Origin of the sequence: Anaeromyxobacter oryzae, assembly GCF_023169945.1 — a bacterium.
Lineage (GTDB): Bacteria > Myxococcota > Myxococcia > Myxococcales > Anaeromyxobacteraceae > Anaeromyxobacter > Anaeromyxobacter oryzae.
Genome location: NZ_AP025591.1, coordinates 2,646,522 through 2,672,707, shown reverse-complemented (window position 1 = coordinate 2,672,707; position 26,186 = coordinate 2,646,522). Strand labels below are relative to the sequence as shown.

The 26,186-nt window shown below is 73.7% G+C and carries 29 protein-coding genes; 22 read left to right on the top strand and 7 right to left on the bottom strand.

The annotated features are described in order from the left end of the window. Positions 1–4: 4 nt before the first annotated feature. Together AMOR_RS11640 and AMOR_RS11635 are read right to left on the bottom strand one after the other, a co-directional pair. Entirely contained in the window at positions 5–541 is a 537-nt protein-coding gene (locus AMOR_RS11640; protein WP_248361217.1) for an AgmX/PglI C-terminal domain-containing protein, read from the bottom strand. Positions 542–585: 44 nt separating this feature from the next. Next, positions 586–3,429 (bottom strand): FtsK/SpoIIIE family DNA translocase, encoded by a 2,844-nt coding sequence (locus AMOR_RS11635; protein WP_248361215.1) that lies wholly within the window; start codon positions 3,427–3,429, stop codon positions 586–588. A 157-nt stretch (positions 3,430–3,586) separates the two neighbouring features. Here AMOR_RS11635 and AMOR_RS11630 point away from each other — a divergent pair, with 157 nt between their 5' ends. From AMOR_RS11630 to AMOR_RS11585, 10 genes are all read left to right on the top strand, one after another. After that, positions 3,587–5,029, top strand: coding sequence for a tetratricopeptide repeat protein (locus AMOR_RS11630; RefSeq protein WP_248361213.1), 1,443 nt, complete (start codon positions 3,587–3,589; stop codon positions 5,027–5,029). 2 nt (positions 5,030–5,031) lie between these two features. Further along, positions 5,032–5,364, top strand: a complete 333-nt coding sequence (locus tag AMOR_RS11625) for a TFIIB-type zinc ribbon-containing protein (RefSeq protein ID WP_248361211.1) — start codon at positions 5,032–5,034, stop codon at positions 5,362–5,364. A gap of 107 nt (positions 5,365–5,471) precedes the next feature. After that, positions 5,472–5,765, top strand: a complete 294-nt coding sequence (gene gatC / locus AMOR_RS11620; RefSeq protein WP_248361209.1) for an Asp-tRNA(Asn)/Glu-tRNA(Gln) amidotransferase subunit GatC — start codon at positions 5,472–5,474, stop codon at positions 5,763–5,765. After that, positions 5,762–7,243 carry an Asp-tRNA(Asn)/Glu-tRNA(Gln) amidotransferase subunit GatA gene (gene gatA / locus AMOR_RS11615; RefSeq protein WP_248361207.1) on the top strand — a complete coding sequence of 494 codons (1,482 nt, stop codon included), beginning with the start codon at positions 5,762–5,764 and terminating at the stop codon, positions 7,241–7,243. Before gatC ends, gatA begins: the two co-directional genes overlap by 4 nt. Positions 7,244–7,247: 4 nt before the next feature. Then, positions 7,248–7,703 carry a hypothetical protein gene (locus AMOR_RS11610; RefSeq protein ID WP_248361205.1) on the top strand — a complete coding sequence of 152 codons (456 nt, stop codon included), beginning with the start codon at positions 7,248–7,250 and terminating at the stop codon, positions 7,701–7,703. After that, complete coding sequence (gene gatB / locus AMOR_RS11605; protein WP_248361203.1) at positions 7,704–9,158, top strand: Asp-tRNA(Asn)/Glu-tRNA(Gln) amidotransferase subunit GatB; 1,455 nt, start codon at positions 7,704–7,706, stop codon at positions 9,156–9,158. Positions 9,159–9,161: 3 nt separating this feature from the next. Beyond that, a complete protein-coding gene (locus tag AMOR_RS11600; protein WP_248361201.1) occupies positions 9,162–9,377 on the top strand; it encodes a hypothetical protein in 216 nt (71 codons plus the stop codon). Next, a complete protein-coding gene (gene mtnA, locus AMOR_RS11595; protein WP_248361199.1) occupies positions 9,374–10,387 on the top strand; it encodes an S-methyl-5-thioribose-1-phosphate isomerase in 1,014 nt (337 codons plus the stop codon). The genes AMOR_RS11600 and mtnA overlap by 4 nt, the downstream gene beginning before the upstream one ends. Positions 10,388–10,440: 53 nt before the next feature. Then, positions 10,441–11,358: a potassium transporter gene (locus AMOR_RS11590; RefSeq protein ID WP_248361197.1), complete on the top strand. Its 918-nt coding sequence runs from the start codon at positions 10,441–10,443 to the stop codon at positions 11,356–11,358. Between the two features lie 51 nt (positions 11,359–11,409). Continuing rightward, positions 11,410–11,874, top strand: a complete 465-nt coding sequence (locus AMOR_RS11585) for a YkvA family protein (RefSeq protein WP_248361195.1) — start codon at positions 11,410–11,412, stop codon at positions 11,872–11,874. Positions 11,875–11,892: 18 nt separating this feature from the next. Here the strand turns inward: AMOR_RS11585 and AMOR_RS11580 are convergent, their stop codons facing one another. Both AMOR_RS11580 and AMOR_RS11575 read right to left on the bottom strand, forming a co-directional pair. Continuing rightward, positions 11,893–12,765 carry an MBL fold metallo-hydrolase gene (locus AMOR_RS11580; RefSeq protein ID WP_248361193.1) on the bottom strand — a complete coding sequence of 291 codons (873 nt, stop codon included), beginning with the start codon at positions 12,763–12,765 and terminating at the stop codon, positions 11,893–11,895. A 125-nt stretch (positions 12,766–12,890) separates the two neighbouring features. Next, complete coding sequence (locus AMOR_RS11575) at positions 12,891–13,370, bottom strand: hypothetical protein (protein WP_248361191.1); 480 nt, start codon at positions 13,368–13,370, stop codon at positions 12,891–12,893. Between the two features lie 212 nt (positions 13,371–13,582). Here AMOR_RS11575 and rplU point away from each other — a divergent pair, with 212 nt between their 5' ends. From rplU to AMOR_RS11540, 7 genes are all read left to right on the top strand, one after another. After that, a complete protein-coding gene (rplU, locus tag AMOR_RS11570; RefSeq protein ID WP_248361189.1) occupies positions 13,583–13,888 on the top strand; it encodes a 50S ribosomal protein L21 in 306 nt (101 codons plus the stop codon). 26 nt (positions 13,889–13,914) lie between these two features. Then, a complete protein-coding gene (gene rpmA, locus AMOR_RS11565) occupies positions 13,915–14,172 on the top strand; it encodes a 50S ribosomal protein L27 (protein ID WP_248361187.1) in 258 nt (85 codons plus the stop codon). Positions 14,173–14,249: 77 nt separating this feature from the next. Continuing rightward, on the top strand, positions 14,250–15,317 hold the full coding sequence (gene obgE / locus AMOR_RS11560) for a GTPase ObgE (RefSeq protein ID WP_248361185.1): 1,068 nt from the start codon (positions 14,250–14,252) through the stop codon (positions 15,315–15,317). Next, positions 15,314–16,024 (top strand): TrmH family RNA methyltransferase, encoded by a 711-nt coding sequence (locus AMOR_RS11555; RefSeq protein WP_248361183.1) that lies wholly within the window; start codon positions 15,314–15,316, stop codon positions 16,022–16,024. The genes obgE and AMOR_RS11555 overlap by 4 nt, the downstream gene beginning before the upstream one ends. A gap of 110 nt (positions 16,025–16,134) precedes the next feature. Further along, positions 16,135–16,908 carry an NUDIX hydrolase gene (locus AMOR_RS11550; RefSeq protein WP_248361181.1) on the top strand — a complete coding sequence of 258 codons (774 nt, stop codon included), beginning with the start codon at positions 16,135–16,137 and terminating at the stop codon, positions 16,906–16,908. A gap of 42 nt (positions 16,909–16,950) precedes the next feature. Beyond that, positions 16,951–18,036 carry an SPFH domain-containing protein gene (locus tag AMOR_RS11545; protein WP_248361179.1) on the top strand — a complete coding sequence of 362 codons (1,086 nt, stop codon included), beginning with the start codon at positions 16,951–16,953 and terminating at the stop codon, positions 18,034–18,036. Position 18,037: 1 nt separating this feature from the next. Further along, positions 18,038–18,940 (top strand): NAD(+)/NADH kinase, encoded by a 903-nt coding sequence (locus AMOR_RS11540; RefSeq protein ID WP_248361177.1) that lies wholly within the window; start codon positions 18,038–18,040, stop codon positions 18,938–18,940. Positions 18,941–18,957: 17 nt separating this feature from the next. Here the strand turns inward: AMOR_RS11540 and AMOR_RS11535 are convergent, their stop codons facing one another. Next, a complete protein-coding gene (locus tag AMOR_RS11535) occupies positions 18,958–19,326 on the bottom strand; it encodes a hypothetical protein (RefSeq protein WP_248361175.1) in 369 nt (122 codons plus the stop codon). Further along, positions 19,323–20,354, bottom strand: a complete 1,032-nt coding sequence (locus AMOR_RS11530; RefSeq protein WP_404800955.1) for an RluA family pseudouridine synthase — start codon at positions 20,352–20,354, stop codon at positions 19,323–19,325. The genes AMOR_RS11535 and AMOR_RS11530 overlap by 4 nt, the downstream gene beginning before the upstream one ends. Between AMOR_RS11530 and AMOR_RS11525 the strand changes: the two genes are divergently transcribed. Continuing rightward, complete coding sequence (locus tag AMOR_RS11525) at positions 20,353–21,084, top strand: PEGA domain-containing protein (protein ID WP_248361171.1); 732 nt, start codon at positions 20,353–20,355, stop codon at positions 21,082–21,084. The genes AMOR_RS11530 and AMOR_RS11525 overlap by 2 nt on opposite strands. Here the strand turns inward: AMOR_RS11525 and wecB are convergent. Continuing rightward, positions 21,081–22,187, bottom strand: coding sequence for a non-hydrolyzing UDP-N-acetylglucosamine 2-epimerase (gene wecB / locus AMOR_RS11520; protein ID WP_248361169.1), 1,107 nt, complete (start codon positions 22,185–22,187; stop codon positions 21,081–21,083). The genes AMOR_RS11525 and wecB overlap by 4 nt on opposite strands. Positions 22,188–22,380: 193 nt before the next feature. On the opposite strand from wecB, the gene kdsB reads away from it, so the two are divergent. Genes kdsB through AMOR_RS11500 form a run of 4 tightly spaced genes read left to right on the top strand, consistent with a single transcriptional unit; the run spans position 22,381 to position 26,136 of the window. Then, positions 22,381–23,115 carry a 3-deoxy-manno-octulosonate cytidylyltransferase gene (gene kdsB / locus AMOR_RS11515; RefSeq protein WP_248361168.1) on the top strand — a complete coding sequence of 245 codons (735 nt, stop codon included), beginning with the start codon at positions 22,381–22,383 and terminating at the stop codon, positions 23,113–23,115. A 14-nt stretch (positions 23,116–23,129) separates the two neighbouring features. Beyond that, complete coding sequence (locus AMOR_RS11510) at positions 23,130–24,797, top strand: CTP synthase (protein WP_248361167.1); 1,668 nt, start codon at positions 23,130–23,132, stop codon at positions 24,795–24,797. 5 nt (positions 24,798–24,802) lie between these two features. Continuing rightward, positions 24,803–25,630: a 3-deoxy-8-phosphooctulonate synthase gene (gene kdsA, locus AMOR_RS11505; RefSeq protein WP_248361166.1), complete on the top strand. Its 828-nt coding sequence runs from the start codon at positions 24,803–24,805 to the stop codon at positions 25,628–25,630. After that, a complete protein-coding gene (locus tag AMOR_RS11500) occupies positions 25,627–26,136 on the top strand; it encodes a KdsC family phosphatase (RefSeq protein WP_248361165.1) in 510 nt (169 codons plus the stop codon). The genes kdsA and AMOR_RS11500 overlap by 4 nt, the downstream gene beginning before the upstream one ends. Positions 26,137–26,186 lie beyond the last annotated feature (50 nt).

The following is a 26,186-nucleotide window of genomic DNA, read 5'->3' as shown; positions in this document are numbered from 1 at the left end:
CGCGTCAGCCGGCGGTGAAGTTGAACGGGTACTCGACCGCGACCGGCTCGGATGGCCGGAACGGCAGCCGCCACGCCTTCACCGCGCGCGTCACGCAGTCGGCGAGGTCCGAGGGGCCGCGCCGCTTCCCGGTGAGCTCGAGCTCGCTCACCTCGCCGCACCGGCCGATGGTGAAGCGCACCACGACGCGCCCGCGGAGCGAGGCGTCGCGCTTCAGCGCCCGGTCGTAGCACTCCCGGATCCCCTTCGTGCGGCCCGCCACGAACGCGCGCAGGAGCGCGCCGTCGGGCTCCGGCCCCGTCCCGGGGTCACCGCAGAGCGGCGCGGCGGAGGCCGCGTCGCGCGCGGGCCCCCGCGTGCTCCTCGACGGAGCGTGCGGGGCGAGGCGGCCGGGATCGAGGGCGGGGCCGGCGTCGGCAGCGGGTGCCGGCGCCTGCGGAGCGGCCGTCGTGGCGGTGGCCGGCTCCCGGTCGCGGCCGCAGGCGGTGAGGACGAGGACGAGGGCGAGCGCGGCGAGGGCGGGGAGGAGCGCGAGACGCATACGGAGCGTGAGGGTAGCGCGTCCGCCGGGGACGCGGGAAGCCGTCAGACGTTCGGGATGGGCGACACCTCGCCCGCCGGGCGGATCAGGACCTGCCGCGGCTTCACCCCGTTCGGCGGCCCCACGATGCCCTCGCGCTCCATCCGCTCGATGATCTTCGCGGCCTTGTTGTAGCCGAGCCGCATCTCGCGCTGGAGCTTCGAGACCGAGACCTCCTCCATGCGCGACACGAGGTCGACCGCCTGGTCGTACACCGGATCCTCCTCGTCGTCCCCGCCGCCGCGGTCGCCGGCGCCCTCGCGCGCCTTGAGGATCGACTCGTCGTAGACGGGCTTCCCCTGCTCCTTGAGGAAGCCGACGACCCGGTGGAGCTCCTCCTCGGACACGAACGCGCCCTGCACGCGCGTGACGGGCTGCGTCGCCGTCATGACCAGCATGTCGCCGTCGCCGAGCAGCGTCTCCGCGCCGGGGCCGTTGATGATGGTCTGCGAGTCGTGGCGCGAGGCGAGGCGGAAGGTGATGCGCGCCGGGAAGTTGTTCTTGATCATGCCCGTCACGACGTCGGTCGACGGGCGCTGGGTCGCGACGATGAGGTGGATGCCCGTCGCGCGCGCCTTCTGGGCGAGGCGGGCGAGCGAGATCTCCACCTCGCGCGGCGCGGTCATCATGAGGTCCGCGAGCTCGTCGATGACGACGACGATGTAGGGCAGCTTCTGCGGGAGCTTCTTCTCGTCGCGCGCCGCGACCGGATCGTCGGGCGGCGGCGCGGTGGGATCCTCGAACTCGGGTGACGCGACGACCGCGTCCGCGGGCAGCGGGCGCCACCCCTTCGACTCCGCGCCGCCTTCGGCGGCGCTACCTTCAGGGTGAGCGGCCGCTTCAGCCTCCGCGGCGGCGCGCGCGGCCGCCTCGTCCTCGGTCTCGCCCGCGGTGACGTCGACCACCACCAGCTTCTTCGGCGGGTGCGCGAGGTCCTTGTCCTCGAAGGTCTTGTTCTCGCTCCGCAGCTTCTCGACCTTCCCGTTGTAGGACTTGAGGTCCTTCGACCCGGTGTCGGCGAGGATCTGCGTCCGCCGCTCCATCTCGTCGACGGCCCACTGGAGCGCGCGCGCCGCCTTCTGGGGATCGGTGACGACGGGCAGGAGGAGGTGCGGGATGTCCTCGTAGGCCGACAGCTCCGTCATTTTCGGGTCGACCATGATCATCCGGACCTCCGCCGGCGTCTGCCGGAAGAGCATCGAGAGGATCATGGTGTTCAGGCCCACGGACTTGCCGGAGCCGGTGGTGCCGGCGATGAGGAGGTGCGGCATCCGCTGGAGATCGACGCAGTACGGGATGCCCTCGATGTTCTTGCCGAGGCCGAGCGGCAGGAACCCGCCGGCGGCCGCGAAGGCCTCCGACTCGAGGATGTCCTTCAGCCACACCGTCGCGCGGTCCTTGTTCGGCACCTCGATGCCCACGACGCCCTTCCCCGGGATCGGCGCGATGATGCGGATCCGGGTGGCGCTGAGCGCCATCGTGAGCTCCTTGTCGAGGTTCTCGATGCGGGCGAGCTTCACTCCCGCGACCGGGGAGAACTCGTAGAGCGTCACGACCGGCCCCGGCCGGATGTGCTTGATCACGCCCTCGATGCCGTGCTGCTTCAGCGTCGCGACGATGATCTCCGCGGTCCGGGTGAGCGAGTCGGTGTCGAGGTCCTTCTGCTTCTCGTCGTGCGCGTCGAGGAGGTCGGTCGACGGCGGCCGGAACACCGCGCCGGCCTGGGTGAAGGCGAAGCTCGGCGCCTCCTTCTTCTCCTTCTTCTTCTTGGCGCGATCGAGCATCGCCTGGGAGACGATGATCTCGGGCTTCGACGGGATCGCGAGCGGCAGCGGCGCGGCCGCGGGCTCCTCGGCGGCGTCCTCCGGCGGCGCGAGCTTCGGCGGCTCCGCCGCGGCCTTCCGGGCGTCGTCGGGCTCGCGCGCCTTCCGCTTCCTGCGGGGCGGCTCGGCCTCCTCCGCCTCCGGCTCGGGCGCCGGCTCGAGGCCGCCCACCCAGGCCGGATCGTCGAAGCTCGCGCGGCGGACCTCCTCGAGCGCCAGCGCGCCGGCCACGGCGCGGGCCTCCGCGCGTGCCTCGTCGCCGTCCGCCTCGATCTCCGCGGTCTCCGCGAGCTTCTCCGCCTCGGCGCGGCGGGCGCGCTCGGCGGCCTCCTCGGCGCGCAGCTCCGCGACCGCGCTCCGGTGCTCGTCCACCGCGTCGGCGAGCCCGCGGTGCAGGAACCCGAGCACGGCGCGGCCCACCGCGAAGAGCGCCCCGCCGATGGTCTGCGGCTTCACGTCCGCGGCGACGATGAGCGCGACGAGCGCGGTCGCGGTGACGACGATGGCGCTCCCCCAGACGGAGAAGAGCCCCTCGGACCACGCCGCGAGCGCGGCGCCCACCGCGCCGCCCGCCGGGAACGAGACCGGCGCGCGGCCGGCGAGCGCGAGGTGGCCGAGCGTCGCGACGGCGAGGGTGAGGACGGCGTAGGCGACGGCGGACACGATCGTGATCCGCGGCGGCGCCCCGCGGAAGAGCCTCCACGCCGCGGTGCCGAGGCCGAACGGCAGCACCAGCGCGGAGAAGCCGAGCAGGCCGTAGACGCTGGACGCGACGCGGTGGCCGACCGGGCCGCAGAGGTTCGCGGGCGGGAGCCCGTTCGCGATGAGGCCGCCGTCGAGCGACGAGAACGTGGCGAGGGCGAGGCCCGAGCCGAGCGCCAGCGCGAGGAGGACGACCGCGCCGACGTCGCGGGCCATGCCCGTCCTCGGCGCGCCGCCCTTCTTTCCCCGGGGCTCGGCGGGCTCGTCGCCGCGCTTCACCCGCTCCTTCTCGGAGAGACGACGGTTGGACTTGGCCTTGCCCATGTGGTTGCGGGGCCCTCGGGAGGAAGAACGGAGCCGCACGCGCGGACGAGGGCCTGCCCGCCGAGAATATCGGCGGGAATCGGGGGGTCAATTTTTCGGCGGGAGGGGGGATCCTCGCGTAGAATCCCAGAAAGAGGCTCCTTTTCCCCGGAATTCCATGGACGTCCGCTGCGAGCGCTGCAGGGCCCAGTACGTGTTCGACGACGATCAGGTGACGCCGTCCGGGCTCACCGTCCAGTGCACGAACTGCGGCCACGTCTTCAGGGTGAAGAAGAAGGAGCTGGTCGTCACCGTCCCGGTGAAGCCGGACGAGCTGGACGGCGCGCCGCTCCCCGCGACGGCCGCGGCGCTCCGGCCGGCGGGTCACGTCGAGGCGGCGTCCGCGGCGGCGCGCCCGCACGAGCCCGAGCGGCGCGAGTGGCGCGTCCGGCAGGCGAACGGGAACGTCTTCACGTTTCGTGAGCTGACGACGCTGCAGAAGTGGATCGTCGAGCAGAAGGTGTCCCGCGACGACGAGATCTCGCAGGGGACCGACGCGTGGAAGCGCCTCGGGAACATCGCCGAGCTCGCGAGCTTCTTCCAGGTGGTCGAGGCGGCGGAGCGGGCGAAGGCGCACCCGGCCCAGCCCGCGGTGACCCCGCTCCCGGTCTCGGCGGCGACGACGGCGGTCTTCGGCGCGCCGGCGGCGAGGCTGCCGCCCCCGCCCTCCGGGTTCCCGCCCCCGTCGTTCACGCTGCCGCCCCAGGCGGCGCGGCCGGCGCCGCCCGCGCCGATCCCGCCGCCGGCGGTCGCGCCGGCGCGGCCGCTCCCCGCCGAGGACGTGCCCGTCGACGACGACCTCTCCGCGGTGAGGGGGACCGGGCGCGGCCGGATCGTCGCCGCCGTCGCGCTGATCGCGGTCGCCGGCGGCGCCCTGGCCTACGTGCTCGCGCCGCGCCAGCGGCCCGCGCCCGTGTCCGTCCCGATCACGCTCGAGGTGAAGCCCGTGCCCGCGCCGGGCCCGGCCGCCTCGGTCCCGACGCCCGCCGTCGCAGCCGGCGAGGGCGTCGCGGCGGCGCCGGCCGCCACCGCCGCCGCCCCCGCGGCCGCGCCGGAGCCGCCGGCCGATCGCGGCGACCCGAGCGGCCTCCCTGAGCCGAAGGGGGCGCCGCCTCCGCCGCTGGCGGCGCCGGAGCCGGTTCCGGAGAGCGCCGCGAAGGCGCCGGAGCCGGTGAAGGCGCCCGCGAAGCCGGCCGCGCCGCCGGCCCCGAAGGTGCTCCTCGCGCAGGCGGAGCGGCTCCGGCAGCGTGGCGAGGCGGAGCGCGCGCTCGATCTGTACGGACGCGTCGTCGCGTCCGAGCCCGAGAACGCCGCAGCCCTCGTGGGACGGGGTTTGTGCTATCTGGATCTCGAGCAGTACGCGCCCGCGGAGGCGAGCTTCCAGGCGGCGCTCCGGGCCGCACCGGGGGACGCCGACGCGCTGATGGGCCTCGCCGAGACCTATCGGGGGCGAGGAAAGAAGGCCGAGGCCCTCCAGTACTACGAGAGGTACCTCGCCCTTCACCCGGACGGCGAGGAAGCGGCGGTCGCGCGCAACGCCATCGAGGAATTGAGGAGATGACCATGCCAGATCGTACTTTCGAGAAGCCGTCCCAGACCGAGGACGAGTACTTCGTCCGCGAGGACGCGGAGAAGAAGCGGAAGCTCGCGCTCGAGGTGAAGAAGCAGACCGAGGTCGCCGAGCGGAACCGCCTGAAGCAGCTGCACTGGATGCGCTGCCCGAAGTGCGGGATGGAGATGCACGAGGTGAAGTACCGCGGCGTCGACGTCGACGTCTGCTTCTCCTGCAACGGCATCTTCCTCGACCAGGGCGAGCTCGAGCACCTCGAGCGGCCCGAGCACAAGGGCGTGATGAGCGCCATCCTGAACTGGTTCAAGCCCGAGATGAAGCCGTAGGGCCCTTCGGACTCCGGGCCGCTGCGCGGCCCAACGCTCAGGGTGAACGGGCCCTTCGACTCCGGGCCGCTCGCGCGGCCCTACGCTCAGGGTGAACGGGAGGAGGTATGGCGCTGTCGCTGGAGGAGGTCCGCCGGATCGCGACGCTCGCGCGCCTCCGGCTCACGCCCGACGAGGAGCAGAGGTTCGCCGTTCAGCTCTCGGCGATCCTCGACCACGTCGAGCAGCTGAAGGCGCTCGACGTCACGGGCGTCGAGCCGATGACGCACGCGCTCGCCGCCGGCGAGATCCCGGCGCTCCGCGACGACGTCACGGTCCCGGGGCTGGGGCCCGACGAGGCCCTCGCCGCCGCGCCGGCGCGCGAGGGCACCGCCTTCAAGGTGCCGAGGATCATCGAGTGACCGCCCCCGTGCAGGACCTGGTACGCCTCGGGCTCCGCGAGGCCGGCGAGGCGGTCGCGTCGCGCCGCGTCTCCGCGCGCGCCCTCGTCGACGCCGCCCTCGCCCGGATCGAGGCGACCGACGCGAAGCTCGGCGCGTTCCTCGCCGTGACGCCCGAGCGGGCGCGCGCGGCCGCGGACGCGGCGGACGCCCGCGCGGCGCGTGGCGAGCGCCGGTCGCCCCTCGACGGCGTCCCGGTGGCGGTGAAGGACATCTTCGTCACGAAGGGCGTCCCGACCACCGCCGGCTCGCGCATCCTCGAGGGCTGGATCCCGCCGTACGACGCGACGGTCGTCGAGCGGCTCGAGGCCGCGGGCGCGGTGCTCGTCGGGAAGCTCAACATGGACGAGTTCGCGATGGGCTCGTCCAACGAGAACAGCGCGTACAAGCCGTGCCACAACCCCTGGGACCTCGCGCGCACGCCGGGCGGCTCCTCCGGCGGCAGCGCCGCCGCGGTCGCCGCGTTCCAGGTCCACGGCACGCTCGGCACCGACACGGGCGGCTCGATCCGCGAGCCCGCCGCCTTCTGCGGCGTCGTGGGCGTGAAGCCGACCTACGGCCGCGTGTCGCGCTACGGCGTCATCGCGTTCGCCTCGTCGCTCGACCAGGTGGGACCGCTGGCGCGGAACGTCGGCGACGCCGCGCTCCTCCTCCGCACCATCGCCGGGCACGACCCGCGCGACATGACCTCCTCGACCCGGCCGGTGGACGACTACCTCGCGGCCCTCGAGGGCGGCGCGAAGGGGCTCCGCATCGGCGTGCCGAAGGAGTGGCTCGACGGGAGCGGTCTCGACGCCGGCGTCGCCGACGCGGTCCGGGCGGCCCTCGCCGCGTACGAGCGGCTCGGCGCGCGGCTCGTCGAGATCTCCCTCCCGCACTCCAAGTACGGCATCGGCGCCTACTACCTCATCGCGCCCGCCGAGGCGTCCTCGAACCTCGCCCGCTACGACGGCGTGCGCTTCGGCCTCCGCGCCGGGGACGCCCGCGGCCTCAAGGAGATGTACGCCGAGACCCGCGAGCGCGGCTTCGGGCCGGAGCCGAAGCGGCGGATCATGCTCGGCACGTACGCGCTCTCGTCGGGCTACTACGACGCGTACTACCTGCGCGCGCAGAAGGTCCGCACCCTCATCCGGCGCGACTTCGACGCGGCCTTCGAGCGCTGCGACGTGGTGGCCGGTCCGGTCACGCCCTCCGTCGCGTTCAGGCTGGGCGAGCGGACCGACGATCCGCTGAAGATGTACCTCGCCGACATCTTCACCATCACCTGCAACCTCGCCGCGCTCCCGGGCCTCTCGGTCCCGTGTGGCCTCGAGGGCGCGAGCGGCCTGCCGGTGGGGCTGCAGCTCCTCGGTCGCCCCTTCGACGAGGCGACGCTGTTCCGCGCCGCGCGCGCGCTCGAGCGCGAGCTCCCGGCGCTGCCGGCGCCGGCGGGGGTCTAGCGCGGTGGCCCCGCTGCCCTACGCGCGCCGCGCCGCGCTCGTGGTCTGGAGCGCGCTCATCGTGCTCCCGCTCGCGTTCCTCGTCGTGGTGCTCGCGGTCGGCGGCGTGGATCGCGCGAGCCCCGCGGTCGCGCCGCTCTTCTTCTGGATCGCCATCGGGGCGTCGGTCCTCGACCTCGCCCTCGCGTGGCTCCTCGCGCCGCGCGTCGGCGCCAAGGCCTCGTCCGACCCCGAGGCGGTGGCGTTCACGCGCCTGCTCTTCGCGTGGGCGCTCGCCGAGGCCGCGGCGATCTTCCCGCTCGTCGCCTATCTCCTCACGGACGACGCGCGGCTCATCGGGATCTTCGGGGTGGACCTCCTCGCGCTCGTGCTGCTCTTCCCGAGCGACCAGCGCTGGGAGAGCATGCGACCGGCGGGGGCGGAGGACGGCCGCCCGGCCGTCCGCAGGATGGTGCGCTAGATGGCGGTCTCCGACTTCCAGGTGGTCATCGGGCTCGAGGTCCACGCCCAGCTCCTCACCCGGAGCAAGATCTTCTGTACCTGCACGACGGCGTTCGGCGGCGAGCCGAACGCGCACGTCTGCCCGGTCTGCCTCGGCCTCCCGGGCGCGCTGCCTGCGCTGAACCGCAGCGTCGTCGAGATGGCCATCCGGGCGGGCCTCGCGCTCGGGTGCACCATCAAGCCGAAGAGCATCTGGGCGCGGAAGAACTACTTCTACCCGGACCTGCCGAAGGGCTACCAGGTCTCGCAGTACGAGCTCCCCATCTGCGAGGGCGGCGAGGTGCCCGTGGCGGTGGAAGGGACCGAGCGGATCGTGCGCCTCGTCCGGATCCACATGGAGGAGGACGCCGGCAAGAACGTGCACGACGTCTCGCCGGACGGCTCGTCGGGCGTGGACCTGAACCGCGCCGGCGTCCCGCTCCTCGAGATCGTCTCGCAGCCCGACATCCGCTCGTCGGACGAGGCCGTCGAGTACCTCCGCACGCTCCGCGCCATCCTGATGGCGCTCGGCGTGAACGACGGGAACATGCAGGAGGGCTCGCTGCGCTGCGACGCGAACGTGTCGATCATGCGCAAGGGCGCCTCCGAGTACGGCACCCGGTGCGAGATCAAGAACATGAACTCGTTCCGGTTCCTCAAGGCCGCGATCGAGTACGAGGTGCGGCGGCAGGTGGAGCTCGTCGAGTCGGGCGGCAAGGTCGAGCAGGAGACGCGCCTCTTCGACCCGGACCGCGGCGAGACGCGGTCGATGCGCTCGAAGGAGGAGGCGCACGACTACCGCTACTTCCCCGAGCCGGACCTGCCGCCCGTGATGGTGGAGCCGGCCCTGGTCGAGCGGATCCGCGCGACGCTCCCGGAGCTGCCGCGCGCCCGCGCGGCGCGCTACCAGAAGGAGCTCGCGCTGTCCTCCTACGACGCCGAGAACCTCGTCGCCGACGCCGCCGTCGCGAGCTGGTTCGACGCCGCGCTCGCCGCGTACGGGAAGGGGCCGGAGGCGGCGAAGAAGGTGGCGAACTGGGTGACCGGCGAGATCGCGCGGCTCGCGAACGAGACCGGCGAGGCGCCGGCGAGCTGGAAGCTCTCCCCGGACAGGTTCGCGGCCGTGCTCCGCCTCGTCGACGCGGGCACGATCGGTGGGCCCGGCGCGAAGCAGGTCGTCGAGGAGGTCTTCCGGACCGGCGCCGATCCCGCCGCGGTGGTGCAGGCGAAGGGGCTCGCGCAGGTCTCCGACGAGGGCGCGATCGAGGCCGCCGTCGACAAGATCCTCGCCGCGAGCCCGGGCGAGGTGGAGAAGCACCGGAGCGGGAAGAAGAACCTCACCGGCTTCTTCGTCGGCCAGATCATGAAGGAGATGAAGGGGAAGGGGAACCCGGCCGTGGTCAATGCGCTCCTGAAGAAGAAGCTCGGGAGCTAGCGCGTGGCCAGGTGGGCGGGATGGGGTGCCGGCCCCGCGGGCGCCGGCGCGACCGGCGGGCCGAGCCGGGTCTTCCTCGTGATCGCGCTCCTCGGCGCGATCGTCGTCACGGTCATCTCGGCCGTCCGGCGAGAGCTCCCCGCGGCGGCGGTGGCGGGGCTCGCCGCGATCTACTTCGCCCTGCGCCTGTTCGCGGGGCTCGGGAGAGGAGAGCGATGACACGGGAGCCCCTCCGGCCGGTGCTGTACGACGACGCGCGCGACGTGGTCCGCGTCCTCGACCAGAAGCGGCTTCCGGTAGACGAGGTCTGGCTCGAGCTCTCGACCGCCGAGCAGGTCGCCGCCGCGATCAAGGACCTCACGGTCCGCGGCGCACCGGCGATCGGGGTCGCCGCCGCGTACGGGATCGCGGTCGAGGCCCGGCGCGGTGCCGACGTGGCGCGCCTCCGAGCGGCCGCCGAGCTGCTCGTGCACGCGCGGCCGACCGCGGTGAACCTCGCCTGGGCGGTGCGCCGCATGGGCCGCCGGATCGGGCTCGGCGCCGAGGTGATCCTCGCCGAGGCCCACGCGATCCGGGACGAGGACGAGGCGGCCTGCCGCCGGATCGGCGCCCTCGGGGCGCCGCTCATCCCGCCGAGGGCGCACGTCCTCACCCACTGCAACGCGGGCGCCCTCGCCACCGCGGGCTACGGCACCGCGCTCGGCGTGGTCCGGGCAGCGGTCGAGGCGGGGAACCCCATCTCCGTCTTCGCCGACGAGACCCGGCCGTTCCTCCAGGGCGCGCGCCTCACCGCCTGGGAGCTGCACCGCGACGGGATCCCCGTGACGATCCTCACCGACGGCATGGCCGGGTGGCTCATGCAGCGGGGGGAGATCGCGTGCGTCGTCGTCGGCGCCGACCGCATCGCGGCGAACGGCGACGTTGCGAACAAGATCGGCACGTACGCCCTCGCGGTGCTCGCCCGGCACCACCACCTGCCGTTCTACGTCGCCGCGCCGTGGTCCACGGTCGACCTCGGCACGCCGGCGGGCGACGCGATCCCCATCGAGGAGCGCGGCACCGAGGAGGTGGTCACGCTCGCCGGGCAGCGCATCGCGCCCGTGGGCGTCCCGGCGCGCTACCCCGCGTTCGACGTGACGCCGGCGGCGCTCGTCTCGGCGATCATCACCGAGCGTGGGGTCCTTCGCGCGCCGTATGACGCGTCGCTCCGCACGCTCGCCGCGGAGTAGGCACAGGCTCACCTTTTCGCCCTCGCGAGCGCCGTCTATCATCGCCCTTCACCATGGGCGATCTCGCGCAGACCCGCGTCTTCGGCCACTCCGATCACGCCGTCGTCGTCGTCGGGCTCCGCAAGCGGCCGCTCGCGGACCTCTACCACCGCCTCGTCACGGGGTCGTGGACGCGCCTCTGCCTCGTGTACGCGCTCGTCTACTTCGGGACCGAGCTGCTCTTCGAGGCGGCGCACCTCGCCCTCGGGCCCGGCGCGGCGGCGCCCCGCGGCACGACGCTCGGCGCCCTCGTCGCGCTCGCCCGCGGCGTCTCGCTCGCGGAGGTTCGCGCGACGCTCCAGCCGCGCGCGATCCTCACCGGCGCGCTCGGCGGCCTCGAGGAGTTCGTGCGCTGGCTCGAGCTCGTCATCGGCGCCGGCATCGTCCTCGCGAAGTTCGCGCTCCTCCGCGCGCGGGTCCTCTGGAGCGAGGTGGCGGTGGTGTCGCCGCACCCGCAGGGCCGCGCGCTCCTCTTCCGGATGGCGAACGAGCGGTCCGGGCACGTGGTGGACGCGAAGGTCTCGGCGATGCTCGTCCGGAACGAGGTGGACGAGGACGGGGCGCCGATCCGCCGCGCGCACGACCTCCCGCTCGTCCGCAACGGCACCGCGCTCTTCGCCCACGCGTGGACGGCCGTGCACGTCATCGACCGCGAGAGCCCGCTCGCGCGGGAGAGCGCCGAGTCGCTCGCCGCGGCGGAGGCCGAGGTCATCGTCACGCTCACCGGCTTCGACGAGGGGCTCACCCGCACGATCCACGCGCGGAACGCCTGGCCGGCGAAGCGGATCCGCTGGAACGCGCGGTTCGAGGAGATCGTGACGGTGCTCCCCGGCGGCGCGCGCCAGGTGGACTACCGGCGGTTCCACGAGGTGGTGCCCGTGGAGGACTCCCGCCCGGAGCGGACCCCGCGGCGGTCCGCCCGCCCGGGGTGACGTCGGCGGGGCGCGGTCGCCCTCCGGGCCGCGCGGCATTAGGATCGGGCGATGTCCGTCCGCACCTGCGCCGCCTGCGGCAAGCCCCGGGGAAGCAACGCCGAGTGCCTCTCCTGTCGCGAGGCCGTCGCGGAGGGGCTGGTCCGCGAGGCGAAGGACGTGACGCCGGAGGTGGTGCCCGTCGCCGCCGACCGGGCGGAGCGGTTCCTCACCCGCCCGCCGTGGTACGCGCGCACCGCGCCCCGGACGATCCGGACGAAGCTCCGCCTGCTGTGGATGGTCGTGCGCGACTACGCGAACGGTACGTATCGCCAGCTCCCCTGGAAGGCGGTCGCGGCGCTCGTCGCGGCGATCCTGTACGTGGTCTCGCCGATCGATCTGGTCCCGGACGTCCTCGGTCCGCTCGGGTTCACGGACGACGTGCTCGTCCTCGCGCTCACGTGGGGGCTCGTGAAGCGCGAGCTCCGCGATTACTGCGCGTGGAAGGGGCTCTCTCCCGCGCACTTCGGGCTGTAGCGCCCCGGCGCGGGAGGGCTATCCGTCCCGCAGCTCCGCCGCGAGCGCGGCGACCGCGCGGCGCGCGGCCTCCGGAGATTCCGCTCGCCACGGCCGGCCGTGCCCGGGCAGCACCCACTGGAACCGGAGCGCCGCGAGCTTCTCCAGCGAGCGGACCTGCTCGCCCCAGTCGTACCAGCAGACGTGGCGCGACGCGCCGAGGCGGCCCTCGGCGTCGCCCCAGAGGTGATCGCCGGTGAAGAGGTACGTGTCGCCGGCGAGCAGCGCGGCGGACCCGGGCGTGTGCCCGGGCACCGGCACGGCGAGGAGGTCGTCCGCGAGCGGCACCGGCGCGTCCCCCTCGAGCCGCCGCTCCACGCCCCGCGTGCTCGCGGTCACGTCGCGCGCGTGCAGGATGCGCTCGCAGCCGAGGGCCTCGCGCCAGCGCGCGTGGTCGGCGACGTCGTCGCGGTGCGTGAGGAACATCAAGCGCGCCCCGCCGAGCGCGCGGATGCGGTCGGCCAGGGGCCGCGCGTATCGCGGCGAATCCACGAGCACGTTCCCGCCCGGGCGCACGACGAGCCAGGCCGCCGCCCCGAACGACGAGTCCGCGGCGTAGCCGCAGGCGTACACGCCGGGCGCGAAGGGCTCGGGCAGGGCCGTGGTCGCGTCCGCGATGCCGGCCTTCGTGCGAGAGCCGATCGCCGCGACCGGGCAGGAGACGAGCGCGAGCAGCGCGCGGCGCCGCTCGGCGGCGTCGGCGGGCTGGCGGCGCACGAACGCGGGGTCGTCCTCGCCGCCGCCGAACACGCCCGGCGCGAACCGCCGGCACGTATCGCACGCGATGCACGCGTCGTCGACGAAGAGGTCACCGGGAGCGTTGCCGGGCAGCGCGCGGGCGGCGAGGGCCACGCCCGATCTGTAACGGCGCCGGTCCCGGCCGGCACCCCCTCGTGGCGGAGACGCCGGAACGACGAGCGGGCAGCGGACTCGAGTCCGCTGCCCGCCGGAGACCTCGCGCTGACGCGAGGGCGAGGCTAGTCGCCGTGCTTCTCGTGCCCCTTGCCGCGGCCGTTGTCGTGGTGCCGCTCTTCCCTCTCGCGCTTCTCCATCTCCTTCTCGTGGTGCTTGTCGAAGTGCCGGTCGTCGCGCTCGTAGCGCTCGTACCGCACCGGGGCGGGCGCCGCGCGCGGCGGTCCGGGACGGTAGTGACGGTAGCGGCCGGGCGGGATCTCGTAGAGGCGCGCCGGGACCCCGCGGCGGGGGACGACCACCCAGCCGCCGCGGTGGTTCCGCGACCGGTACCAGCCGCCGTCGTGACGGCACCAGTAGTAGCCGTCGACGAAGAAGACCTCCTCCTCGACGTCGGGGACGACCTGGACGCCGGGGGAGACGACGACGAGCTGCGGGAGGACGACGGGGAGACCGAGCTGGAGCGTGACCTGCGCCTGGGCCTGGGCACGGGCGATCGCCGGGAGGACGAGCAGCCCGGCGACGAGGAGGAGGGTCTTTTTCATGGCGGGCGAAGGATCGGCTGATCGTCGCTGTCGCGCAAGCAGGGGACACGCCTACAGTTCCCCACCCCGGGGTGGTCGCCGGATCCAAGCCTCGGGAATCCTTGACAGCCCCGCGGCCGCGATCGTATATGACCGCCCTTCTCGGAGGGCCGGCGCGCCACACGCAGCTCGCGCGCGGCAGAGAAACCTCCCCAGATTCCAGGAGAAGCGCGATGTACGCGGTGATTCGGACCGGCGGAAAGCAGTACCGCGTCGCTCAGGGCGACCGGGTCAAGATCGAGAAGCTCGCCGGCGACGTCGGCGGGAAGGTGAACTTCGACGTGCTGCTCGTCGGCGGTGACGGCGAGGCCAAGATCGGCAAGCCGGTGATCTCCGGCGCGGCGGTCGAGGGCGAGATCGTCGCCCAGGGCAAGCACAAGAAGGTCATCCACTTCCGGAAGAAGAAGGAAGGCTGGACCAAGAAGCGGGGCCATCGCCAGCCCTACACCGAGGTCCTCATCACGACCGTCCGGGCGTAACCGCCCCGGTCTCGACGGAGTAGATCATGGCTCACAAAAAAGGACAGGGCTCGTCGCGCAACGGCCGCGACTCTCCTGGCCAGCATCGCGGCGTCAAGGTGTACGGGTCCGAGAAGGTCGTGGCGGGGAACATCCTCGTCCGCCAGGTCGGCACCCTCTTCCACCCCGGCGAGAACGTCGGGATGGGGAAGGACTTCACCCTGTTCGCGCTCATCGACGGCAAGGTGAAGTACGCGCGCGCCCGCGGCGATCGCCGCATCGTCTCGGTCCTTCCCGAGGCGTAGGCAGCGCGAGTCACCAAAGAGCACGGCGCCGCGGGCCCCGAGGGTCCGCGGCGCGTCTCGTTTCTGGAGCGCCCACGATGAAGTTCGTCGACGAGGTCCGGATCCACGTGAAGGCCGGCGACGGCGGCGACGGCGCGGTCGCCTGGCGGCGGGAGAAGTTCATCCCCCGCGGTGGCCCGGCCGGCGGCGACGGCGGGAACGGCGGCGACATCGCCCTCGTCGTCGACCCGCAGCTCTCGACGCTCCTCGACTACCGGTACGTGCGCGAGCACAAGGCCCGGAACGGCGAGAAGGGCGGCGGCTCGGACATGAACGGGAAGGACGGCGCGGACCTCGAGCTGCGCGTGCCGCCCGGTACCGTCGTGAAGGACGCCGCGACCGGGGAGACGATCGTCGACCTCGGCACGCCCGGCGAGCGCTTCGTCATCGCGAAGGGCGGGCGCGGCGGCCTCGGCAACATGAACTACGCGACGTCGACGAACCAGTCACCCCGGTTCGCGCAGGACGGCACGCCGGGCGAGGAGAAGGACCTCGTCCTCGAGCTGAAGCTCCTCGCGGACGTCGGCATCGTCGGGTACCCGAACGCCGGCAAGTCCACCCTCATCAGCCGCATCTCCCGCGCGCGGCCGAAGATCGCCGACTACCCGTTCACGACGCTGGTCCCGAACCTCGGCGTGGTCTCCTGGCGCGGGGAGCGGAGCTTCGTCGTCGCCGACATCCCGGGCCTCATCGAGGGCGCGCACTCGGGCGCGGGCCTCGGCCACCAGTTCCTGCGGCACGTCGAGCGCTGCCGGGTGCTCGTCCACCTCGTCGAGGGCGCGAACCCGGAGCCCGGCCGCGAGCCGAAGAAGGACCTCGACGCCATCGACCGCGAGCTCGCGCTCTACTCGCCGGTGCTCGCGAAGAAGCCGCAGATCATCGTGGTGACGAAGGTCGACGTGCCGGAGGCGCGCGCCGCGGGCGAGAAGCTCCGGAAGGCGCTCGCCCGGCGGAAGAAGCCGGTCCACGTGCACCTCGTCTCGGCGGTGACCGGCGAGGGGCTCGAGGAGCTCCTCGACGCCGTCGCGCGGGTCCTGTTCAAGAGCGCCGCGCCGCGCCGCGAGGGGCGCGGGAAGAGGCTCGCGAAGCCGAGGGCGGAGAAGTGAGCGAGGCGGGGCGCGCGGGAGACGAGCCCCGGCTCGGCGATCCGGGCTTCCTCGTCCCGGAGCGGAAGGCGCGCATCGACGCGGTCGTCGCGAACCGCACCCGGACGCTCACCGTCGTGATGGAGGCGTTCGCGGATCCGCAGAACGTGAACGCGGTGCTCCGGACGTGCGAGGCGTTCGGGATCCAGGCGCTGCACGTGGTCGAGGGGCCGATGAAGCCCTACGACCGGAACAAGAAGATCAGCCAGAACGCCGACAAGTGGCTCGACGTCACCCGCTGGCGCTCGACCCGCGAGTGCCTCGAGCGCCTCAAGGCGGACGGGTTCGCGATCTACGTCACCCACCTCGACGAGGGGGCGCGGCCGCTCGCGGAGCTGTCGTTCGCGGGCAAGGTCGCCCTCGTGTTCGGGAACGAGCACCGCGGGGTCTCCGACGACGCCCTCGCCCTCGCCGACGCGAGCTACGCCATCCCGATGCGCGGGTTCGTGCAGTCGCTCAACGTCTCGGTGGCCGCGGCGATCTCGATCGCGAAGGCGGTCGAGCGTCGCGAGATCGACCGCGGCCGGCACGGCGACCTCCCCGAGGCGGACGCGGCGGCGCTGCGCGAGCGCTTCTACCTGCTCGCGGTGAAGCAGCGCGCGCGCATCGCCAAGGCCGAGGCGGCGGTCCTGCGCCGCGAGGCGCGGCGCGGCCGCACGTCCTCGTAGTCTCGAACCGCAAGACCGGTGCCGATTCGCCGCGCTCCGCCGCGCGCCATGGCCTCGCCTTGACTTAGATGCCACATGCATATATTCATGAAGCATCGAAGGGAGGCGCGATGACCGGGACGCGGCGCAGGAGGACCGGGGCGGAGGCGGACGGAGGCGAGCGGGCCTTCCTCGCCGGCTACGACGCGCGCCGGTACCCGCACCCGTCCCTGACGACGGACGTCGTGCTCGTCTCCGCGGCGGAGGGCACCCTCCACACGCTCGTGGTCCGCCGCGGCGACCACCCGGACAAGGGCAAGTGGGCGCTGCCGGGCGGCTTCGTGCGGCTGGAGGAGGGGCTCGACGCCGCGGCCGCGCGGGTCCTCGCCGACAAGGCCGGGCTCGAAGGCGTCTTCCTCGAGCAGCTGTACACGTTCGGCGAGCCGGGCCGCGACCCGCGGACCCGCGTGGTCACCGTGGCCTACTACGCCCTCGTCGACCACGGCCGCTTCCTCGAGGCGAGCCGCCGGTCTTCCGACGTGGTCGTGGCGCGCATCGAGGTGCCCTGGGACGGCGAGACCGGCGGGCCGGTGGCGCTCGCGGGCCCCGACGGCGGCGCGCTGCCGCTCGCGTTCGACCACGCCGAGATCGTCGGGATGGCGGTGAAGCGCCTCCGCGGGAAGCTCGACTACACGCCGGTCGGGTTCCAGCTGCTCCCCGCTGCGTTCACGCTGCTCGAGCTCCAGCGCGTCCACGAGACCGTGCTCGGGCGTCCGCTCAACAAGGACTCCTTCCGCCGCCGCATGCTCGCGTCGGGTGAGCTCGAGGCGACCGGCCGCAGCGAGCGGGAGGTGGACCACCGGCCGGCGGAGCTCTACCGCTTCGCGCGGCGGCGGGCGATCTGACGGCTCCCGGGCGAGGCGCCCGGGACGACGAGGAGGACGGCCATGGCGGAGATCACGAACCTCGGCTTCATCCGGCACCTGCGCGCGGACGCGAGCGTCCACGTGCTCCACTTCCGCGGCGCGCGGCTCGTGCGCGAGGGGCGCGGCCTCTCGTTCCTGTTCGCCCCCCACACAGCCTCGATCGTCGAGGTCCCCGCGGATGACCGCGAGATGGCGCTCGTCTTCCACGGCCGCTCGGCGGACTACCAGGACGTGACGGCACAGGGCGTCCTCTCGTACCGGGTGACGGACCCGCGCACGCTCGCCGATCGCGTCGACTTCACCATCGACCTCCGCACCGGTGCGCTCCGCCGCGAGCCCCTCGAGAAGCTCGCGCTCCGGTTCTCGCAGCTCGCGGAGCAGCACGCGGCCGGGTGGGTGGCCCGCACGCCGCTCCGCGACGTCCTCGCGCTGGGGCCGGAGCGGATCCGCGCGGCGATCGAGACAGGCCTCGCCGCCGATCCGTCCGTGCCGGCGATGGGCCTCGAGGTGGTCTCGGTCCGGATCTCGTCGGTCCGGCCTGCGCCGGATCTCGAGAAGGCGCTCGAGGCCCCCACGCGCGAGCGGATCCAGCAGGCCGCGGACGAGGCCGCGTTCGGGCGCCGCGCGCTCGCGGTCGAGAAGGAGCGCGCCATCCAGGAGAACGAGCTCAAGAACCGCATCGAGCTCGCGCGCCGCCGCGAGGAGCTCATCCTGCAGGACGGCCAGAACGCGCGCCGGGAGGCGACGGAGCAGGCCGAGGCGAGCCGGATCGCCGCGGAGGCCGAGGCCGCGCGGGGCGCCATCGCGGCGCAGGCGGCGGCCCACGAGCTCCGGACGCGCGCGGACGCGGAGGCGCACCGGACGCGGGCGCAGGGCGATGCGGACGCCACCGCGCTGCGCCTGTCCGAGGAGGTCCGCACGGCGGCCGAGGCGGCGCGCATGGCCGCGGTCCGCGAGGTGCCGCCGGCGGTGCTCCTCGGGCTCGCGGCGCAGGCGATCGCGGGCAAGCTCGAGAAGATCGAGCGCGTGAGCGTCGGACCGGACGCGCTCGGCCCGGCGCTGGAGCGGCTCCTCGACGCCGGCGCGACGCGGCTCGCGGGAGGGTGACGTGGCCTCCCCGGTCCCGCGGGTCGTGGTGGTGACGCGTGCGAGCGAGCTCGAGGCCCTCCTCGCGCGCCACGGCACCCGCGAGCAGGCCCGCTTCTTCCTCGAGCGGCGCGGCGACTCGATCGCCGGAGTCGAGGAGCGGCACCGGCGCCGCGAGGAGGCGCTCCGGGCTGTCTCCCAGGCGATCCCCACGCCCTGGCGGCGCGTGCGGATCGATCGCGGCGATCTCGCGACGTTCGTCTTCGAGCCCGGCGATCTCGTCGTCGCCGTCGGACCGGACGGGCTCGTCGCGAACGCGGCGAAGTACCTCTCCGGGCAGCCGGTGGTGGGCGTGAACGCGGACCCGGAGCGCTACGACGGGATCCTCGCCCCGCACCGGCCCGGCGGCCTCCGCGCGCTGCTCCCCGCCGTGGCGGCCGGGCGCGCGCCCGTCGAGGAGCGGACGCTCGCGGAGGCGCGCCTCGACGACGGCCAGCGGCTGCTCGGCGTGAACGAGGTCTTCGCCGGCCACCGCTCGCACCAGTCGGCGCGCTACCGCATTCGCCTCGGCGAGGTCGAGGAGCAGCAGTCCTCCTCGGGCGTGATCGTCACGACCGGCACCGGCGCGACCGGCTGGGCCCGCTCCATCAACGGCGAGCGCCGCCGGCCGCTCGCGCTGCCCGCCCCGGAGGAGCCCCGGCTCGCGTTCTTCGTGCGCGAGCCGTTCCCGAGCGTCGCGACGCGGACCTCCATCGACGGCGCCCTGCTCGCGCCGGGCGCGGGCCTCGAGCTCGTCTCGGAGATGAACGAGGGCGGCGTCGTGTTCGCGGACGGGATCGAGGACGACCGCCTCGACTTCGGCTACGGCGCGCGCCTCGTCGTGGCGCCGGCGCCGGAGCGGCTCCACCTCGTCCGGCCTGCGTGACGCAGGCGGCCCCCGCGTCAGCGCGCTGCGGCGGTCGGCCCGCCGCTCGCCGCGGTCTCCTCCGCCGGCGCGGGCGCCGGCCGCCGCCGCGCCACCCGCCACGTCACGACGGCGCCGAGCACGAGCGCGACGCCCGCCAGCGGTCCGGTCACGTGATCGACGGCACGCCGGAACGGCGCGAGCTCGGCGACCCAGAAGAGCGCCGCGCCTTCCGCGGCCAGGACGCCGCCGCCCGCCGCGAGCCCGCGCGCGACGCGCCCCTTCCCCGGACGGCGACCGGCGACCGCGAGGCGAAGCGCCGCGAAGATCGCGACGAGGACGCCGGCGAGGAACAGCGCCGCCCCGCCGAGGCCGCCCGCGAGGCCGGCGAAGTCGTACACGCTCACGCGATCCTCCGCGCGCGCTCGCAGGCGTCCCAGAAGGCGGCGAGGTCGCCGGGCAGCGCCGCCTCGAGCGCGACGGCGGCGCGCGTGACGGGGTGCGGGAGCTCGAGCTTCCAGGCGTGCAGCGCGTGGCGCGGCAACCGGAGGCGCGCGCGATCGTCGTCGGTCATCTCGCGGCGGGTGAAGCGATCGAAGATGTGCTCGTCCGGCCCGTAGATCTTGTCGCCGACCATCGGGAGGCCAGCATGGAGGAGGTGGGCGCGGATCTGGTGCTGGCGGCCCGTGCGCGGGCGGCAGGCGAGGAGCGCGACGGGAGCGCCATCCGGCGCGGTGCGGCGCTCGAGCACCTCGAAGGCGGTGGTTGAGGGAAGGCCCGCGGCGTCCACGTGCATGCGGACCCTCACCGCGGACGCGCCGGTGAGCGCGAGCGGCGCGTCCACCACGAACCGGTCCTCCGCCGGCGCGCCATGCGCGAGGGCGAGGTACGTCTTCGCGACCCGGCCGTGCGCGAAGTCGCGCTTCAGCACCCGGGTGACCTCCGGCGCGGAGCCGCAGGCGAGCAGGCCGGAGGTCTCGCGGTCGAGCCGGTGCGCGGGATCGACCTTCCGGTCCGGGAAGCGCAGCTTCGCGACCGACGTGAACGTGTGCGCGGCGTAGCGGGCGGTCGGGTGGACCGGGAGGCCGGCCGGCTTGTCCACGACGAGGAGCGCGCCGTCGTCGTGGACCACCTCGAAGTCGAGCGGCGTCTCCGGCTCGGGCTCCTGATCCTTGAGCAGCGCGAAGGTGAGCCCCGGCTGGACACGGGTCGAGGGCTTGAGGCGCCGCCCACCCTCCGCCTCGAGGCGGCTCGAGATGAGGTGCTGGATCCGCTCCCGCGAGAGCCGCCGGATCTTCTCCTGGAGGTACCGATCGAGGCGCCAGCCGGCGTAGTTCGGCTCGACGGTGAACGTCACCCTGACCACCTGCGTCGCCACGGCGCGAACATACCACTTGAAGCGCCCCACCCTCCTTGCCAGGATCGAGGCCTCCATGCGCACGCTCGTCTGCCTCGCCACCCTGCTGGCGTCCGGCATCGCCTCGGCCGCCGCGCCGACCCCGCGGCTCGCCGTCGTCTCCCTGGACGCGCCGCCCGATCTCACCTTCACCGGCAAGAGCCTGTCCGACGCCATCGCGGACGAGGCCCGTCACGGGGGCGGGTTCGAGGTGATGGGCCCCGACGCGGTCGAGCGGACGCTCGGGCGCGAGGGGACGGTCGCGCTCGTGCGCTGCGCCGACGACGCACGGTGCGTCGCCGATCGCGCGGCGCGGCTCGGGGTCGAGCACGTCGTGGCGGGCTGGATCCAGGCATCGCAGGATCGCTACAGCGTCACGCTCGTGCACGTGGACGTCGGCGCGCACCGGCGGGTCGCCTGGGTCCGACGCGACGTCCCGATCGCGTCCCGGAAGCTCCGCGCGGACGTCCTCGCGGCGGTGCCGGGGCTCCTGTCGGGCGAGGCGGACCGCCAGGGCACGCTCGACGTGGAGGCGAGCGTGAAGGACGCCACCGTCACGGTGGACGAGCGGATCGCCGGGACGACGCCGCTCCACCAGCAGCTCCCGCCCGGGCGCCACAAGGTGCAGGTGTCGAAGGCCGGCTACGCCGCCGCGGATCCGGTCTGGGTGGACGTCCCCGCCGGCGGCCGCGCCCAGCACGTGCAGCGGCTGTACGAGATCCCGCCGCGGGACCGCCCGAACAAGACGAGCACCGCCGCGGCGCACTAGCCCGCGCCGTCCCGCGCCGCGAGCGCGAGCACCGCGTCGGCGGCGCGCTCGCCGGCGCGCCCGTCCCAGAGCGCCGGGATCCGGCCGCGCTTCCCGGCGCCGGAGAGCGCCCGGTGCGCGGCGCGCACGATCCGCTCCGGGTCGGTCCCGACCACCTCGTTCGTCCCCTCGGCCACCGTGACGGGCCGCTCCGTGTTCTCGCGGAGCGTGAGGCACGGCACGCCGAGCGCGGTCGCCTCCTCCTGCAGGCCGCCCGAGTCGGTGAGGACGAGCCGCGCCGAGGACGTGAGCGACAGGAACTCGAGGTAGCCCTGCGGCTCGATGAGGCGCAGCGCGCTCGCGGCCTCGGCGAGCCCCGGCCCGGCGAGGCGCGCCCGCGTCCGCGGGTGGACCGGGAAGACCACCGGCAGCTCGCGCGCGACGGCGGCGAGCGCGCCGAGGAGCCGTCCCAGCGTGTCGGGATCGTCCACGTTCGACGGGCGGTGGAGCGTCACGACGGCGTAGCCGCCCGGCTCGAGGCCGAGCGCCCGGGGGACCCCGAGGGCCCGCGCCTTCGGCAGGTGCGTGCGGAGCGTGTCGATCATGAGGTTCCCGACGCGGGCGATCCGCGCGGCGCCGATCCCCTCGCGCGCGAGGTTCTCGTCCGCGTCGGCGCTGGGCGTGAGGAGCAGGTCCGCGAGGTGGTCGGTGACGATCCGGTTCAGCTCCTCCGGCATCGTCCGGTCGAAGCTCCGGAGCCCGGCCTCGAGGTGGGCGACCGGGACGCCGAGCTTCGCGGCGGCGAGCGCGGCGGCGACCGTCGAGTTCACGTCGCCCGGGACCACCACGGCGGAGGGTCGCGGAGCGCTCTCGAGCAGCACGCGCTCGAAGGCGACGAGGATCTTCCCCGTCTGCTCGCCGTGCGAGCCGGAGCCCACGCCGAGGTCGACGTCGGGGCGGGGCAGCCCGAGCTCCTCGAAGAAGACCCCGCTCATCCTCTCGTCGAAGTGCTGGCCGGTGTGGACGAGCCGCTGGGAGACGCCGCGCCTCGCGAGCGCGGCCATGAGGGGCGCCACCTTCATGAAGTTCGGACGCGCCCCGACGACGTGGAGGACGAAGGCCATCGTGCCTTCAAGGTGCGGTCGCGGGCCCGCCGTGCCGACGCCCGCCTTTGGGAACGCCGGACCGGCCGCCGCCTCCGCCGGGGGACTCCCCGGCGAGAGCGGCGCGCGCCCCTCGGAAAAGCGGTGCCACTTCGATCCGTTGCGAACCTGCCATTGACGGGCCCGCCGGCGGCGCGTACTTAGTGGCCCCGGCTTGAGACACGTCGCGGTCATCATCCCGGCCCGGTACGGCGCGACGCGCTTTCCCGGAAAACCCCTCGCCGAGCTGGCAGGACAGCCCCTCATCGCCCACGTCATCGGGCGCGCCCGGGCGGCGCGCGGGGTGGACGTCGTCGCCGTCGCGACGGACGACGAGCGGATCGCCCGCGCCGCCGAGGCGGCGGGCGCCCGGGCGATCATGACGGGGGACGCCGCCACCGGGACGGACCGGGTCGCCGAGGCGGCGCGAAGGCTCTCGCCCCGGCCGGAGCTCGTCGTGAACCTGCAGGGCGACGAGCCCCTCATCGAGCCCGCCGCGGTCGAGACGCTGGTGGAGGCCATGGTCGCGAGCGGCGCGGACATGGGGACGCTCGCCCGCCCGCTCGAGGAGGGGGAGCTCGAGCGGACGCAGGTCGTGAAGGTCGTGACGGATCTCCGGGGAGACGCCCTCTACTTCTCGCGCGCGGCGATCCCGCACCGTCGCGCCGGCGGGACGAGCCCGCTCGCGCGGGCGCACGTGGGCATCTACGCTTTCACCGCGGCGTTCCTGGAGAAGTTCACCTCGCTCCCGCCCGGGCGGCTGGAGGCCGAGGAGTCGCTCGAGCAGCTGCGGGCGCTCGAGCATGGCTTTAGGATCCGCGTGGCCGACACGGGCTACCGCGGTTTCGGGATCGACACGCCGGAGGACCTGGAGCGGGCGAGGGCGCTCCTCGGTCCGGCGCGTCCTTGAACCAGGGGGAACCCATGGTGAAGCGCGGCAAGAAGACGAAGTTCCTGTTCGTGACGGGCGGGGTCGTGAGCTCCCTCGGCAAGGGCCTCGCGGCGGCGTCGATCGGCGCGCTCCTCGAGAACCGCGGCCTCGAGGTCCAGCACCTCAAGCTCGACCCGTACATCAACGTGGACCCGGGCACGATGAGCCCGTTCCAGCACGGCGAGGTCTACGTCACCGACGACGGCGCCGAGACCGACCTCGACCTCGGCCACTACGAGCGGTTCACCACCGCGAAGATGACCCGGAAGAACAACTACACCACCGGGCGCATCTACCAGAACGTCATCCAGCGCGAGCGCCGGGGCGAGTACCTCGGGAAGACCGTGCAGGTGATCCCGCACATCACCGACGAGATCAAGGCGGTGATCCGCGAGGCCGCCGGCGGCGCCGACATCCTCATCGTCGAGGTCGGCGGCACCGTCGGCGACATCGAGTCGCTCCCGTTCCTCGAGGCGATCCGGCAGATGAAGTACGACGTCGGCGAGGAGAACGCGGTCTACGCGCACCTCACCCTCGTGCCGTTCATCGCCGCCGCCGGCGAGCTCAAGACCAAGCCCACCCAGCACTCGGTGAAGGAGCTCCGGGAGATCGGCATCCAGCCGGACCTCCTGCTCTGCCGCTCGGATCGCGAGATCTCGCGGGAGATGAAGGACAAGATCGCGCTGTTCTGCAACGTCGACCCGTCCTCCGTGTTCACCGCCCTCGACGTGAAGTCGATCTACGAGGTGCCGCTCGAGCTCCACAAGGAGGGGCTCGACGACAAGCTCGCCGAGCTCTTCAACATCTGGAGCCGCGCGCCGCGCCTCGAGAAGTGGGAGCAGATCGTCGCGAAGGTGAAGACGCCGAAGCACGGCGAGGTGCGGATCGGGATCGTCGGCAAGTACGTCGAGCTCGCCGAGAGCTACAAGAGCCTCAACGAGGCGCTCGTCCACGGCGGCATCGCCAACGACGTGAAGGTGAAGCTCGTCTTCATCGACTCGACCAAGATCGAGGAGGGCGACTCCTCCGAGCTCGGCAAGGTGGACGCGATCCTCGTCCCGGGCGGCTTCGGGATCCGCGGCACGGAGGGGAAGATCCTCGCCGTGAAGTACGCCCGCGAGAACAAGGTCCCGTTCTTCGGGATCTGCCTCGGGCTGCAGATGGCGGTCATCGAGATGGCGCGGAACGTCCTCGGCCTCGAGCGCGCCAACTCCCTCGAGTTCGACGAGCAGACGCCGCACCCGGTCGTCACGCTGATGGAGGGGCAGCGGGGCGTCACCGACAAGGGCGGGACGATGCGGCTCGGCACCTACCCGTGCGCGCTCAAGGAGGGCACCAAGGCGCGCGAGCTGTACGGGCAGGAGCTCGTCCAGGAGCGGCACCGCCACCGGTTCGAGTTCAACAACGCCTACCGGGCGCAGTTCGAGGCGGCCGGGATGATCTTCTCCGGCGTGAACCCCGACCTGAACCTCATCGAGATGATCGAGGTGAACAACCACCCGCACTTCGTCGGGTGCCAGTTCCACCCCGAGTTCAAGTCGAAGCCGTTCGCCCCGCACCCGCTCTTCGCCGGGTTCGTGAAGGCCGCCCGCGAGCACCGCGACGTGCACCAGCGGCAGCCCGCGGCGGTCACCAAGCTCCCCGTCGAGCGGAAGGCTTGAGCGAGATGGCCCAGGTCCAGGCCCGCGTCGGCGGACACCTCATCGGCGACGGGCAGAAGCTCCTCCTCATCGCGGGTCCCTGCGTGATGGAGGGCGAGGCCCACGCGCTCGCGCACGCGCGCCGCGTGAAGGCGCTCGCCGAGAAGCACGGGCTCCCCGTCGTCTTCAAGGCGAGCTTCGACAAGGCGAACCGGTCGTCGGGGAGGAGCTTCCGCGGCCCCGGGCTCGAGAAGGGGCTCGCCGCGTTCGAGGTGGTGAAGCGCGAGACGGGCCTGCCCTGCCTCACCGACGTCCACGAGACCTGGCAGGCGGAGCCGGCCGGGAAGGTGGTCGACGTGCTCCAGGTGCCGGCGTTCCTCTGCCGGCAGACCGACCTCGTCATCGCCTGCGCGAGGGCCGCGAAGGCGCTCAACGTGAAGAAGGGGCAGTTCCTCGCGCCGAAGGAGATGCGCCACGCCATCGCGAAGGCGCGCGAGGGCGGCAACGAGAACGTGTTCCTCACCGAGCGCGGCGCCACCTTCGGCTACGGCAACCTCGTGGTCGACATGCGCGCCCTCGTGCAGATGCGCGAGCTCGGCGTGCCGGTCTGCATGGACGCGACGCACTCCGTCCAGATGCCGGGCTCGGGCGGCGACACCACCGCCGGCGACCGCCAGTTCGTGGCGCCGCTCGCCCGCGCCGCCGCCGCCGTCGGGATCGACGCGCTGTTCATGGAGATCCACGAGGATCCGGCGCTGGCGAAGTCCGACGGGCCGAACTCGCTCGACTTCGACATGGCCGACCGGCTGCTCTCCGAGGTGCTCGCCGTCCGCCGTGCGCTGGGCTGGAAGTGACCTCGCGCGCCCTCCCGCGAGACGAGCTCCTCCGCCGCGCGGCGGCGATCCGTCTCGTCCTCCTCGACGTGGACGGCGTCCTCACCGACGGCCGGCTCTACTACGGCGCCGACGGCGAGGCGCTCAAGGCGTTCGACGTGAAGGACGGGCACGGGATCGTGCTGCTCCGGGATCACGTGGACTTCGGCGTCGTCTCCGGCCGGCCGGGGAAGGCCTCCGAGAAGCGGCTCCAGGAGCTCCGCGTGAAGCACCTCGTGTTCGGCGAGCGGGACAAGCTCGCGGGCTACGCGAAGCTCGCGCACCTCGGCGTCCCGGACGGCGCGGTGGCCTACATGGGCGACGACGTGAACGACGTGCCGCTCCTCGAGAAGGTCGGCCTCGCGGCGGCGCCGGCGGACGCGCGCGAGGAGGCCCGCGCGGTCGCCCACCTCGTCACGGCGGCGCCGGGCGGCCGCGGCGCCGTGCGAGAGCTCTGCGATCTGATCCTCCGCGCGAAGGGGCTGTAGGACCGGCGCCTCCGCCCTCCGGTGTCAACTCCGGGGAGGCCCTCCATGCG

What these genes read in the sequence shown, in the direction of transcription:
- AMOR_RS11640 (WP_248361217.1), bottom strand. Translation starts at nt 541, where the DNA reads ATGCGTCTCGCGCTCCTCCCCGCCCTCGCCGCGCTCGCCCTCGTCCTC.
- AMOR_RS11635 (WP_248361215.1), bottom strand. Translation starts at nt 3,429, where the DNA reads ATGGGCAAGGCCAAGTCCAACCGTCGTCTCTCCGAGAAGGAGCGGGTG.
- AMOR_RS11630 (WP_248361213.1), top strand. Translation starts at nt 3,587, where the DNA reads ATGGACGTCCGCTGCGAGCGCTGCAGGGCCCAGTACGTGTTCGACGAC.
- AMOR_RS11625 (WP_248361211.1), top strand. Translation starts at nt 5,032, where the DNA reads ATGCCAGATCGTACTTTCGAGAAGCCGTCCCAGACCGAGGACGAGTAC.
- gatC (WP_248361209.1), top strand. Translation starts at nt 5,472, where the DNA reads ATGGCGCTGTCGCTGGAGGAGGTCCGCCGGATCGCGACGCTCGCGCGC.
- gatB (WP_248361203.1), top strand. Translation starts at nt 7,704, where the DNA reads ATGGCGGTCTCCGACTTCCAGGTGGTCATCGGGCTCGAGGTCCACGCC.
- mtnA (WP_248361199.1), top strand. Translation starts at nt 9,374, where the DNA reads ATGACACGGGAGCCCCTCCGGCCGGTGCTGTACGACGACGCGCGCGAC.
- AMOR_RS11590 (WP_248361197.1), top strand. Translation starts at nt 10,441, where the DNA reads ATGGGCGATCTCGCGCAGACCCGCGTCTTCGGCCACTCCGATCACGCC.
- AMOR_RS11585 (WP_248361195.1), top strand. Translation starts at nt 11,410, where the DNA reads ATGTCCGTCCGCACCTGCGCCGCCTGCGGCAAGCCCCGGGGAAGCAAC.
- AMOR_RS11575 (WP_248361191.1), bottom strand. Translation starts at nt 13,370, where the DNA reads ATGAAAAAGACCCTCCTCCTCGTCGCCGGGCTGCTCGTCCTCCCGGCG.
- rplU (WP_248361189.1), top strand. Translation starts at nt 13,583, where the DNA reads ATGTACGCGGTGATTCGGACCGGCGGAAAGCAGTACCGCGTCGCTCAG.
- rpmA (WP_248361187.1), top strand. Translation starts at nt 13,915, where the DNA reads ATGGCTCACAAAAAAGGACAGGGCTCGTCGCGCAACGGCCGCGACTCT.
- obgE (WP_248361185.1), top strand. Translation starts at nt 14,250, where the DNA reads ATGAAGTTCGTCGACGAGGTCCGGATCCACGTGAAGGCCGGCGACGGC.
- AMOR_RS11550 (WP_248361181.1), top strand. Translation starts at nt 16,135, where the DNA reads ATGACCGGGACGCGGCGCAGGAGGACCGGGGCGGAGGCGGACGGAGGC.
- AMOR_RS11545 (WP_248361179.1), top strand. Translation starts at nt 16,951, where the DNA reads ATGGCGGAGATCACGAACCTCGGCTTCATCCGGCACCTGCGCGCGGAC.
- AMOR_RS11525 (WP_248361171.1), top strand. Translation starts at nt 20,353, where the DNA reads ATGCGCACGCTCGTCTGCCTCGCCACCCTGCTGGCGTCCGGCATCGCC.
- AMOR_RS11530 (WP_404800955.1), bottom strand. Translation starts at nt 20,354, where the DNA reads ATGGAGGCCTCGATCCTGGCAAGGAGGGTGGGGCGCTTCAAGTGGTAT.
- wecB (WP_248361169.1), bottom strand. Translation starts at nt 22,187, where the DNA reads ATGGCCTTCGTCCTCCACGTCGTCGGGGCGCGTCCGAACTTCATGAAG.
- AMOR_RS11510 (WP_248361167.1), top strand. Translation starts at nt 23,130, where the DNA reads ATGGTGAAGCGCGGCAAGAAGACGAAGTTCCTGTTCGTGACGGGCGGG.
- kdsA (WP_248361166.1), top strand. Translation starts at nt 24,803, where the DNA reads ATGGCCCAGGTCCAGGCCCGCGTCGGCGGACACCTCATCGGCGACGGG.